General features: G+C 62.2%; 10 protein-coding genes. 2 read left to right on the top strand and 8 right to left on the bottom strand.

Features of this window, described 5'->3' with window-relative positions; all coding sequences use genetic code 11:
• Nucleotides 1-103: 103 nt before the first annotated feature.
• The 4 genes from CGS25_RS14685 to coxB are packed head-to-tail and all read right to left on the bottom strand — an operon-like array spanning nucleotide 104 to nucleotide 4426.
• Nucleotides 104-985 (bottom strand): cytochrome c oxidase subunit 3, encoded by an 882-nt coding sequence (locus CGS25_RS14685; RefSeq protein ID WP_101675923.1) that lies wholly within the window; start codon nucleotides 983-985, stop codon nucleotides 104-106.
• Between the two features lie 26 nt (nucleotides 986-1011).
• Nucleotides 1012-1584, bottom strand: coding sequence for a cytochrome c oxidase assembly protein (locus tag CGS25_RS14680; RefSeq protein WP_089031254.1), 573 nt, complete (start codon nucleotides 1582-1584; stop codon nucleotides 1012-1014).
• 19 nt (nucleotides 1585-1603) lie between these two features.
• Nucleotides 1604-3205: a cytochrome c oxidase subunit I gene (gene ctaD / locus CGS25_RS14675; RefSeq protein ID WP_089031255.1), complete on the bottom strand. Its 1602-nt coding sequence runs from the start codon at nucleotides 3203-3205 to the stop codon at nucleotides 1604-1606.
• Between the two features lie 12 nt (nucleotides 3206-3217).
• A complete protein-coding gene (gene coxB / locus CGS25_RS14670) occupies nucleotides 3218-4426 on the bottom strand; it encodes a cytochrome c oxidase subunit II (protein ID WP_101675922.1) in 1209 nt (402 codons plus the stop codon).
• A 465-nt stretch (nucleotides 4427-4891) separates the two neighbouring features.
• On the opposite strand from coxB, the gene CGS25_RS14665 reads away from it, so the two are divergent.
• Nucleotides 4892-5221: a DUF1820 family protein gene (locus tag CGS25_RS14665; protein WP_089031257.1), complete on the top strand. Its 330-nt coding sequence runs from the start codon at nucleotides 4892-4894 to the stop codon at nucleotides 5219-5221.
• Between the two features lie 584 nt (nucleotides 5222-5805).
• Here CGS25_RS14665 and CGS25_RS14660 read toward each other — a convergent pair.
• Nucleotides 5806-6000: a hypothetical protein gene (locus tag CGS25_RS14660; RefSeq protein ID WP_089031258.1), complete on the bottom strand. Its 195-nt coding sequence runs from the start codon at nucleotides 5998-6000 to the stop codon at nucleotides 5806-5808.
• A gap of 214 nt (nucleotides 6001-6214) precedes the next feature.
• Between CGS25_RS14660 and CGS25_RS14655 the strand changes: the two genes are divergently transcribed.
• Nucleotides 6215-6937 carry a dienelactone hydrolase family protein gene (locus CGS25_RS14655; protein ID WP_101675921.1) on the top strand — a complete coding sequence of 241 codons (723 nt, stop codon included), beginning with the start codon at nucleotides 6215-6217 and terminating at the stop codon, nucleotides 6935-6937.
• An 82-nt stretch (nucleotides 6938-7019) separates the two neighbouring features.
• On the opposite strand, the gene CGS25_RS14650 is transcribed toward CGS25_RS14655, so the two are convergent.
• The 3 genes from CGS25_RS14650 to rapA all read right to left on the bottom strand — a co-directional run bounded on the left by CGS25_RS14650 (nucleotide 7020) and on the right by rapA (nucleotide 11673).
• Nucleotides 7020-8066, bottom strand: a complete 1047-nt coding sequence (locus CGS25_RS14650; protein ID WP_089031260.1) for an NAD(P)-dependent alcohol dehydrogenase — start codon at nucleotides 8064-8066, stop codon at nucleotides 7020-7022.
• A 74-nt stretch (nucleotides 8067-8140) separates the two neighbouring features.
• Nucleotides 8141-8800, bottom strand: a complete 660-nt coding sequence (locus CGS25_RS14645) for an alpha/beta hydrolase (RefSeq protein ID WP_089031261.1) — start codon at nucleotides 8798-8800, stop codon at nucleotides 8141-8143.
• Complete coding sequence (gene rapA, locus CGS25_RS14640) at nucleotides 8800-11673, bottom strand: RNA polymerase-associated protein RapA (protein WP_101675920.1); 2874 nt, start codon at nucleotides 11671-11673, stop codon at nucleotides 8800-8802. The genes CGS25_RS14645 and rapA overlap by 1 nt, the downstream gene beginning before the upstream one ends.
• Nucleotides 11674-11754 lie beyond the last annotated feature (81 nt).

The following is an 11754-nucleotide window of genomic DNA, read 5'->3' as shown; positions in this document are numbered from 1 at the left end:
AGCGTCCAGCGTCCAGCGTCCAGCGTCCAGCGTCCAGCGTCCAGCGTCTGGCGCCCCAAAAAAAACCCGGCCTGAGCCGGGTTTTTTTGTGCGCAGCGCGCCTCTACAACCAGTACACCACCACGAACAGGAACAGCCAGACCACGTCCACGAAGTGCCAGTACCAGGCACCCGCTTCCCAGGCGAAGTTGTTGTCCTTGTCGAAGTGGCCACGGATCACCCGGATCAGTGTCACCAGCAGGAAGATGGTGCCGATGGTCACGTGGGCGCCGTGGAAGCCGGTGAGCATGAAGAACAGGCTGCCGTAGATGCCGGCATGCAGCGTCAGACCCATGTGGGTGTAGGCGTGCATGTATTCTTCCACCTGCAGGCACAGGAAGAACACGCCCAGTGCCACGGTGATCGCCTGGAAGGCGATCAGGCGGGCCCGCTTGCCTTCCAGCAGTGCATGGTGGGCAATGGTCAGGGTGATCGAGCTGGTCAGCAGGATGGCGGTATTGATGGCCGGCAGGCCCCAGGCGCCCATCGCTTGCGTGGTGGTGCCGTCCGGAGTTTTCACCAGCGGCCACATGGCCTGGAAGTTTGGCCACAGCAGCTCATGGGTCATGGCGTTGCTGCCGGCGCCGCCCAGCCAGGGCACGATCAGCCAGCGGGTGTAGAACAGGGCGCCAAAGAAGGCGCTGAAGAACATCACCTCGGAGAAGATGAACCACAGCATGCCCTGGCGATAGGAAATGCCCAGCTGATTGCTGTGCAGACCACCGAGGGATTCTTTAATGGTGTCGCGCCACCACAGTGTGATGATCGACAGCAGGCTGATGATGCCGACAAAAAACATCGGCTTGCCCCAGGCACCCGGAAAGGTTTCCGGCGCGGTGGCCTGCTGAATGAAATGCGCGCCGCCGAAGGCGGTGATGAACAGCGCCACCGAGGCCACCACCGGCCAGGGGCTGCCCTCGGGTACGTAATACTTTTCAGTTGCCATTGAAAGCGTCTCCTTTACAACCGGCCTTAATCGAGGACCGTGTTGTTGTTGATGCCGGCGACCCGGTCGGTTACGTCAAAAATCGTGTAGGACAGCGTCAGGGTATTGATATGACGCGGCAGCTCCGGGTCCAGGTAGAAAATCATCGGCATTTCCTTGCGCTCGCCGGCCGCCAGAGTCTGCTGATCGAAGCAGAAACACTGGGTTTTGTGCAGATAGCGCGCCGCTTCGCCGGGCGAAACGGAGGGAATGCTTTGCGTGACGATGTTGCTGGATTTCGGATTGCTGGCGTAAAAGTTCACCAGGGTGATCTCCCCCGGATGCACCTCGACACGGCGCGAAGCCGGCAGAAAGTCGCCGTTCATGCCGGTGCCGTTCTGGGTGATGAACTCCACCACCACCTTGCGATCTTCCACGAGCCGGGACGGTGCCTCGGTGTTCGCGGTTGACGATGTCTTTCCGTTCAGGCCGGTAATGTCACAGATCACGTTATAAAACGGCACCATGGCGAAGGCGAAGCCAAACATGGCCACCGCCCAGATCGTCAGCTTCTTCAGGGTGCGCTTATTGCGCGCTTCCAGGCTGTTCGAGTCGCTCATGGTGCGTTCCGCAATCCTGTTACTTGACCACCGGAGGGGTATCGAAGGTGTGGAAGGGAGCCGGGGAGGGGACTTCCCACTCCAGGCCTTCCGCGCCGTCCCAGGGTTTGGCCGGGGCTTTCTCGCCTTTCTTCATGGCGCACTGCAGGCACAGTGCCAGGAAGAACAGCTGGGACAGACCAAACCAGAAACCACCAATGGAGATCCAGAAGTTGTAGTCGGCGAACTGCAACGCATAGTCGGCGTAACGGCGCGGCATGCCCGCCAGGCCCACGAAGTGCATCGGGAAGAACAGCAGGTTCACGGAAATCAATGAGTTCCAGAAGTGCAGCTCACCCAGCAGTTTGCTCGGCATCACGCCAGACCATTTCGGCAGCCAGTAGTACGCCGCGGCGAACATGCTGAAGACCGCGCCGGTCACCAGTACGTAGTGGAAATGCGCCACCACGAAATAGGTGTCGTGGTACTGGAAGTCCACCGGGGTGATCGCCAGCATCAGACCGGACAGGCCACCGCAGGTGAACAGGATAACGAAGGCAATGGCCCACTTCATCGGCAGTTCGAAGGTCATCGAGCCGCGCCACATGGTGGCCACCCAGTTGAACACTTTGACCCCGGTGGGTACCGAAATCAGCATGGTCATGTACATGAAGAACAGGGTGCCGGCCAGGGGCATGCCCACGGTGAACATGTGGTGAGCCCAGACCACGAAGCTGAGCAGCGCGATTGAGGCGGTGGCGTAGACCATCGAGGCGTAACCGAACAGCGGCTTGCGCGCGAAGGTCGGAATGATCGCCGAGATAATGCCGAACGCCGGCAGAATCATGATGTACACCTCGGGGTGCCCGAAGAACCAGAACACGTGCTGGAACAACACCGGGTCACCGCCGCCGGCGGCGCTGAAGAAGCTGGTGCCGAAGTGGCGGTCGGTCAGCACCATGGTGACGGCGCCAGCCAGAACCGGCATCACCGCGATCAGCAGGAAGGCGGTGATCAGCCAGGTCCATACGAACAGCGGCATTTTCATCAGCGTCATGCCGGGTGCGCGCAGGTTGAACACGGTCACGATCACGTTGATGGCGCCCATGATGGAAGAAATCCCCATCATGTGAACCGACAGAATGAACAGATCCGTGGAGGCCGGGCCGTACTCGGTGGACAACGGCGCGTAGAACGTCCAGCCAAAGTTCGGAGCGCTGGGATGGCCGGCGCCGAAGGCGCTCATCAGCACTGAACTGAGCAGAATGGTGAACGCGAACGGCAGAATCCAGAATGACCAGTTGTTCATGCGCGGCAGCGCCATGTCCGGTGCGCCGATCATCAGCGGCACCATCCAGTTGGCGAGGCCCACGAAGCCCGGCATAACGGCGCCGAACACCATGGTCAGACCATGAACGGTGGTCATCTGGTTAAAGAATTCCGGGTCAACGAACTGCATGCCCGGTTCCAGCAACTCCGCGCGAATAACCATCGCCATGAAGCCGCCGGCCATGAACATGGCAAAGCTGAACCACAGGTACAGCGTGCCGATGTCTTTGTGGTTGGTGCTAAACAGCCAACGCTTCAAGCCGGTCGGAGCGTGGTGATGATGGTCATCGTGTGCGGCTGCAACAGTACTCATCGCTCGCCTCCCTTACTCTTGATCGTGTACATCAGCGGGTTGAATAAGATCACCGGTGTCATTGCCCCAAGCGTTACGCTCGAAAGTAATCACCGCTGCGATCTCCTTGGGCGTCAGCTGAGCCTTGAAGCTCGGCATGGCGTTGCGGCCGTTGACGACCGTATGGATATGGTCCTCAAGGTGCTCGGGGTTGGTGACGTAATCGTCACCGACAAACGACGGCCCGATACCGCCTTGGCCTTCGGCGCCGTGACACAGGGCGCAGTTGGCTTTGTAAACCTTTTCGCCGGCGCTCAGCGCGGTGTCCAGATCCGGGAACGGGGTCAGATCAGGCGCGGCGGCGGCTTCTTCTTTCTTCTGCGCCAGCCAGGTCGCGAACTCTTTCTGGCTGACCACCTTGGCTTCCACCGGCATGTAGGCGTGGTTCTTGCCGCACAGCTCGGCGCACTGGCCGTAGTAGATGCCTTCCTGACCTTCGGGGATGTTTGCCCAGGTCTCGTTGACGAATCCGGGAATGGCGTCTTTCTTGCCACCGAAATCCGGCACCCAGAAGGAGTGAATCACGTCCGCGGAGGTGATCAGGAAACGAATTTTCTGGCCCGAGGGCAGCACCAGTTTGTTGTCCACTTCCAGGTTGTAGTTGTGGCTCTTCTCGGGAAAATCCTGCCCGACCCGGTCTTTGGCGGTGCCATAAGGGAACAGACCACCGGAGAGCACCGGATTCTCGTACTGCTCCGGGGGGGTGGCCAGATTGGAAATAAAGGATACGCCGATATTGTTATCGTCCTCGTAGGTGAGGTACTCGTATTCCCATTTCCAGCGGTGGCCGGTGACCTTAACGGTCAACTCCGCGTTGGACGTGTCCTCAAGCTCGATCAGTACCCGGGTGGCGGGCACCGCCATCGCGATCAGAATGATAAAAGGCACGATGGTCCACAGCACTTCCAGGAAAACGTTCTCATGGAAGGTGGCCGGCGTCGGGTGCTTGGACCGGCGGTGGCGGATCATGGAGATCAGGATCAGGCCGAAAACGAGAAGGCCGATAATGGTGACGATCCACAGCACGGTGGTGTGAAGATCGTACACTTCCTTGCTGACCGCGGTGACCCCGGGTCGCAAGTTATGGTCGGAACGTTCAGTCCAATCGCTGGCCGCGACCATCCCGCTGATCATCAGCGAGGTAAGGCCGACCGCCGCACGGTGGAACAGAGTTGACTGCATGCGTTTGCTCCCTGTTTTCCCCAGCGAAAACCCCCGGCAGGAGGAGGTTGAGCGCTTATTCTTGCCGTCACCGGCACCTGGAAAGCGAGTTTCAGGATTCAGGGCCCGCACCTTCGCACGCCGCTGAGTGGCGCGGGCGGAAAAGGGCTGACCCTGGGGATGCCATGGTGCTAATTGCCGGGTCCCTCCCCGGAAACGCGGGGCTGGCCAAGGGGGTGGCCAATGACCCGCCGAGCAATGGAGAAAATCGCTCAAAATCAGCAACTTACAAGAGGTTGCGGGTTCTGTGGCGATTTTTTGGTGTGCGGCAAATTGCCCCACGGCATTGTGGGCGGTAACTCTAGTCACTCGAGGTGCCAAAGTCCAGCCGGAAAGCCGCCTCCAGCGGCATTTCCGCTGGTCGCGCCGGGGCCGATCTGTGCTAGACTTCCGCCCCCCATCCAGCTCTCAGCCCCAGGGCAGGACATGTCGAAAAGTCGTCAAATCTACAAGGTTATTTTCCTCAATCAGGGTCAGATCTTCGAAATCTATGTCGGTCAGATCTACCAGAGCGATCTCTACGGCTTTCTTGAAGTGGAGGAATTCCTCTTTGGTGAGCGTTCACAGATGGTGGTGGACCCCTCGGAAGAGAAGCTCAAGAATCAGTTCGCCGGCGTGCAACGCTCCTTTATCCCGGTGCAGGCAATCATTCGAATCGATGAGGTCGAGAAAGAGGGGGTAGGGAAAATTACCGAGGCGGGCAGTAATGTCACCGCGTTTCCCTTGCCGCTTGGCCCGGGTGGTAAGAAGAGCTGACGGTGGTTCAGTTTCAGTGTTCAGTGCGTAAGCGGGGCGGCGCCCAAAAAAAACGGGCGCCGGTGTGACCGCGCGCCCAGAGGGTTGCCTGATTGCATAGGGAGACTGCAAAGGATTAGGCGCGGGCCGCCGCGATTAGTTCCGCGTTTTTCGACCTTTTAGCGCCCTGTCCTGATCTTCCTGCCTTTAATAACCATCTCATCCGCCGCCGGCCGGCGGGCCAAACAATACAACAATGAATCGCGCTTTCATCGTTTTCCCTGTGGGGGGAAGGGGGCGAAGCGCATCCCTGCGCTTTCAGTCCGGTTCCTATGGACTCCCCCGCCACTGCGTGGCGGTATTTCGCCGCGGGCGAAGCGCATCCTCTGCTCCTTGGCCATCCTTAACTGGCCCTTCGCCCGACGAAGCTCATCCATGCTCCCTGGCCATCCATGTTTGGCCCTTCGTCTTGTGGCGCCCACCTCAGTGAGCTTCCGATAAGTCAGAGTGGGCGTCGAGAGGGGCGTTCCACCGCGGTCAGCAAAGTGTGAACAATGTCCGCCGGTTTTTCGCATTTAACAAATGATCGATGCCGCCGACGCCGATCAGCCGGTGGTGTCATCCTGATCCGGCGTGATCCGGCCTACCCAACGGCTTGCCGAAGTGCCGTTCTCATCGCTGTCGCTGAGTTGTTCCGCACGGCTGTCCGCCCCCCACAGCGCGCGATTGTTCTCAAGCGGCTGGGCCAGCCACAGCGTGGCGGTAATCGCCAATAACCCCTTAATCGCCAGTTTCGACATGGCGCGACTCCCGGTTGGTCGATGTATTGAACGGTCTTGTTGAGCGGCCATCGGGCCGCTAAGCGGCGAGGCGCCCTTTGCAGGTTTGGAGGCGCAGTGGGGGCATTGGTTCCCGGCACGGCGCGGTTCCGTTCGGGCTTGCGAAACGCCGCCGCGCCGTTATGGTCTGAGAACCACGCGGACAAGCCGCACCGATTCACCACGGGAGAGAGTCATGAGCGAGGTCATAAACCAGCCCATCGAATATCAGGCTGGCGGAAAAAACTACCAGGGGCATCTTCTTTATCGGCAAGGCGCGCGGCCTGACCGCGGGCTGCTGATGGCGCCGAACTTCTTTGGCATCAGCGATGCCGCGTTGGCCCAGGCGGAAAAGCGCCTGGATGATCGCTCGGTGATCCTGGTGCTGGACCCGTTTGGCGCCGAAGTCCGCCCCTCAACGCCGGAGCAGGCCATGGCGGCCATGGGCGAGGCGCGCTCCGACGGTGGCGCGTTGCGCGCGGTGCTGCGCGCCGCCTTTGAAGCACTGCGCCAACGGGCCGGGGAGCTGGGCGTCAGCCAGGATCGTCTGGCGGTATTCGGGTTCTGTTTCGGCGGCGCCTGTGCCTTGGAAATGGCCCGCGACGGCGTCGATGCCCGCGCGTTCGTCAGCTTTCATGGGTTGCTGGACAGCGACCAGCGCGCCACCCGGGCCCCGGCCGGGCCGGTGCTGGTGCTCAATGGCGCCGATGATCCGATGGTCAGCGCCGAAGCCCAGGCCGCGTTCAAAAAAGAGATGGATGGCGCCGACGCCGATTGGACACTGGTCAATTACGGCGGCGCCGTGCATTCCTTCACCGACCCCGGCGCCAATACCCCCGGCCGTTCCCTGTACAGCCCCAAAGTCGCCCGCCGCGCGTTCGCGGCCATGGACGATTTGTTTGAGGAGGTGTTGGGTTGATAAAAGCCACAAGCTGTAAGCTTCAAGCCGCAAGAAGAGAGCGGCCCGGCTTGCGGCTTGTGGCTTTCCGCTTGCCGCTTTCCTACAACGTCTTCATGTCGATGACGAAGCGGTATTTAACGTCGCCTTTCTTCATTCGCTCATAGGCTTCGTTGATGTGGTTGATGTCGAGCATCTCCACATCGCAGCTGATACCGTGTTCGGCGCAGAAATCCAGCACTTCCTGGGTCTCCGGTAGGCCGCCGATCAGCGAGCCGCCCAGCACCCGGCGTTTGCCCACCAGGGCGCCGGCCTGGACCGGCGGTTCCACCGGCTCCAGCAGGCCCACCAGAATGTGCTTGCCGTCATAGCGCAGGGCATTCAGATACGGGTTGAGGTCATGCTGAACCGGCACCGTGTCGAGGATAAAGTCGAGCTGGCCGGCGATCGCTTTCATCTGTTCTTTGTCGGTGGACACCACGACCCGGTCGGCGCCTTGTTTTTTGGCTTCGCCGACTTTGCTTTCCGAGCGGGTGAACAGGGTGACCTCGGCGCCCAGCGCCTTGGCGAATTTCACCCCCATGTGGCCGAGGCCACCCATGCCCACCACACCGACCTGGTCGCCGGCTTTGACGCCGTAGTGGCGCAGCGGCGAATAGGTGGTGATGCCGGCGCACAGGATCGGCGCCGAGGTGGCCGGATCGAGGGCGTCGGGGATGCGCAGAACAAAACGTTCGCTGACCACCACCGCCTCGGAGTAACCGCCAAAGGTGATGCTTTGATCGTGGCGGTCGCGGCCATTGTAGGTGGCGGTGGAGCCTTCCAGGCAGTATTGCTCCAGGCCGTCTTCGCAGGCGGCGCAATGGCGGCAGGCGTCCACCAGACAGCCGACTCCGACCACGTCGCCGACTTTGAATTTTTTCACTTTTTCGCCGACCGCGGTGACCCGTCCGATGATCTCATGGCCCGGCACCACCGGGTACAGAGTGCGGCCCCAGTCGTTTTCGGCGAAATGAATGTCGGTGTGGCAGACGCCGCAGTAATCGATCTTGATGGCGACGTCGTCGGGCCGCGGCGCGCGCCGCTCGATGGGCAGGGGGTGGACACCGGACTCGGCGCTTTGCGCGCCGAACGCTTTGATGGAACCCATTGGCTCTCTCCTGGATGCAGCGATAAAAGTGCTTCGAAGCATGCGCCCGCCCGGCGGGCCGGACAAGGCCCGGCTCAGGCCAGCAGGCGCTGCAGAAACGCGGAGATATCCTGGATTTCCTCCAGGCAGACCGCGTGTTCCATCGGATAGCTGTGATATTCCGGCTGGTAGCCCGCTTCTTTAAGGGCCTCCACCGCGCGGCGGCCGCGTTCCTCAATCACCATCGGATCGCGGCTGCCGTGGGCGACCAGAATCGGCAGGTCGCGGTTGGCGTCGCTCAGAGCGACGGCGTCGGCGGTGGCGAAGTAGGTGGACAGCGCCATCAACCCGGCCAGCCGCTGGGGATGGCGCAGGGCGGTTTCGTAGGCGACCGCGCCGCCTTGGGAAAAGCCGGCCACCACGATGCGCTCAGGGGGCACCCCACGGCTCACTTCCCTGTCGATCAGAGCGTCCACCCGGTCGGCGGAGGCGCGGATGCCGGCCTCGTCCACCGGGCTGCCCGGGCCCATGCCGAGGATGTCGTACCAGGCCGGCATTACCATGCCGCCGTTGATGGTGACCGGAATGCTCGGCGCATGCGGAAACACGAAGCGCACCGGCAACGACGCCGGCAGCGCCAGCTCTGGCACCACCGGTTCGAAATCATGGCCGTTGGCGCCCAGGCCATGCAGCCAGATGACGCTGGCGGTGGCGGTCTGCTCGGGGCTGATTTCCACGCAGGGCAGATGACTCATCAGGCTTCTCCAGCAACGATCACGCGCACCGCTTCGAGCCGGCAGCGTGCCTCGCTTAAGTGGGTTTCCAGGGCGGCGGTTTGTGCTTCCAGGAAGTCGATTTCCTCGGCGCGCACCGCCGGATTCTTGGCGCGCAATGCCTGCAGGCGTTGCAACTCGCCGCGCTGATGCTCGCGCATGCGCGTCAGCGCCGCGTCAATCACGCCGGCGCTTTCTTTGCTGGCACGGGCTTCGTCCTGTTTGAGCAGGCTTTCCAGCAGGCCCTTCTGGCTGCCGACGATCTTGCGCGCCAGCGGCTTCTCCATTTTGTGACACTGCTTGCACAGCGCCTCGAAGCCGATCGCCTCGGCCAGATTGCGGCCACGACCATCCAGCAGATGACGGATCACCGTGGTCGGCAGGAAGCGGTCCGCTTGCAGGTATTTCGGTGCCAGATAATCGATGGTGTAGATTGCTTCCACCAGCAAGGTGCCGCCCTTGATCTTGGGATTTTTCAACAAGCTCACCGAGGCCTTGCCACGGTTTTCGCTGAGGATCATATCCAGGGCGCCCTGCACCAGCGGGTGTTCCCAGGTCAGGAATTGCATGTCGTCGCGGGCGATGGCGGTGGCGCGCCGGTCGGTCACCGTCAGGCCTTCTTCGGCGAGATGCGGGAACGGTTCACGCAGATGCGGGCCGGGCCGCAAAATCCAGGCGTGCTCGGAGTGCTCTTCCTGTTCCACGCCGTAGTGGTCGAACACCTGGGTGAGAAAGTCCGCCGGTGAGTGCTGGTCGGCGTCGGCCAGGGCGGCTTTCAGGGCCTCGGCACGCTCGCCATCACAGGAGGCCAGCTCCAGCAGTCGGTCGCGGCCCTGTTCCAACAGTTTCCGCAGGGCCTCGGTGCATTCGCGGGTCTGGTCGACCAGGGTTGCCACCAGGGCGTCGTCGGTGGGGCTGGCCAGCGCCGCCATCAGGGCCGGGCGGGTGCGCTCGGCGATTTCGTGACCGGCGGGGTTGGTGCGCTGGAAGGCGTTCATGCCCTGGTGGTACCAGCGAAACAGCACTTCCTGGGCGTGGCCGGCGAAATAGGGCACATGCAGTTGCACGTCCTGCTTCTGGCCAATGCGGTCGAGCCGGCCGATGCGCTGTTCGAGCTGGTCGGGGTTGAGCGGCAGATCCAGCAGCACCAGGTGGTGAGCAAATTGGAAATTGCGCCCTTCGGAACCGATCTCTGAACAGATCAGCGCCTGGGCGCCGTCTTCTTCATCGGCGAAATAGGCGGCGGCCCGGTCGCGCTCGATCAGATCCATGTCTTCGTGGAACACCGACACGTTCATGCCCAGCTTGTAGCCGCAGTGAGCGTGCAAATCGATGGCGGTGTTGCGGTGGCCGCAGATCACCAGCACCTTCTCGCCCCGGTGTGCCTTGAAGAACTGTTCCAGCCAGGTGACGCGGGGGTCCTGGGCGCACCAGCGGTCATCCGGGAAGGCGGTTTCGGGATACAGCCACAGGTCCAGGTCTTCGTCTTCGACCTGATAGCGCTCGGGCAGGGGCTGCGGGTAGCCGTTGAGCAGGCGCGCCGGGAAGCCGGCCACGTTATGGCGGGTGTTGCGGAACAGCACCCGGCCCGGGCCGAAACGATCCAACAACTCAGCGAGCACCGCGGCGCGGTTGGCTTCGTCGATGGGGGTATCCGGCAACAGCTCGGCGGCGCGGCTTTTCAACGCCGCTGGCCAGGCATCCTGATCGTGCAGTTCACCGGCCAGCTCGGCGATCGGCCGGTACTGGCGCTGCTCCTGCTCGAACGCCTCCAGGCTCGGATAGCGGTCCGGGTCGAGCAGGCGCAGCCGGGCGAAATGGCTGGCCACGCCCAGTTGTTCCGGGGTGGCGGTGAGCAGCAGCAGGCCACGGCTGGCGCGCGCCAGCCGTTCCACTCGCTGGTAGCTTTCTGACGGTGCGTCCGGGCTCCAGGCCAGGTGGTGGGCTTCGTCGACGATCACCAGATCCCAGTCCGCCTGTGCCAGCGCGTCGATGTCGCAGCCTTCCAGAAAGGCGGTGCTGCACAGGATCAATTGCTCGGACTGGAACGGGTTGTCCTCGGCCACCGGCGCTTCACCGCTTTCTTCGGCGATGATGTTGGCGAGCATGCTTTTGATGCTGTCGGCGGCGTTGCTGCCAAGTGCTTCCAGGCGGCTTTCATCGAAGATCGAAAAGCGCAGGTTGAAACGCCGCGCCATCTCCACGAACCACTGGTGTACCAGGGCGTCCGGCACCACGATCAGCGCGCGCCGGGCGCGGCCGGTTTGCAGTTGCTGATGCAGAATCAGGCCCGCCTCGATGGTCTTGCCCAGGCCCACTTCGTCGGCCAGCAACACCCGAGGCGCGAAGCGCCCGGCGACCTGATCGGCGATGTACAGCTGGTGGCCGATCAGATCAATGCGCGGGCCGCGCAGCCCCTGAATCGGCGAGCCCTCGCTGCGTGCCTGGGCCTCCAGCGCGGCCACCCGCAGTTCGAACCAGCGGTTGGAGGAAAGCTGATTGGTCAGCAGCCGGTCGATGGCGCCGGTCAGGCGCAACTGATGGCCGAGCAGGGATTCGGGCAGCGGCTGAACATTGTCCGGTTCGCCGGCCGGGTGGGCGTGATAGATCATCAGGCCGTTGTGCTCGTTGACCTCGAGAACCACCAGCTCCAGGCCATCGGCGGTGGTCAGGGTATCGCCCACGTCGAAGGTGATGCGGGCCAGCGGAGCGTTGCTCTTGGCGTAGGTGCGCTCTTCTTCCACCGCCGGGTAGCTGACGGTAACCAGCCGGTAATCCACGTCCTGGATCAGGCCTAAGCCCAGTTCGGTCTCGGACTCGCTCAGCCATCGCTGGCCGGGAATAAAATCACTCATGGGGTCCTGGGATCGGGTTTCTGCTCGTGGGGCGCGGATTATACGGGTTTGCGAGGGCGGGTTCGATGAAAGACGCGACAA

The organism is Alloalcanivorax mobilis, from assembly GCF_002864685.1.
In the GTDB taxonomy this organism is placed as follows: Bacteria; Pseudomonadota; Gammaproteobacteria; order Pseudomonadales; family Alcanivoracaceae; genus Alloalcanivorax; species Alloalcanivorax mobilis.
The sequence above is the reverse complement of the archived record's forward strand: the minus strand, read 5'-3'. Positions and strand labels throughout refer to the sequence as shown.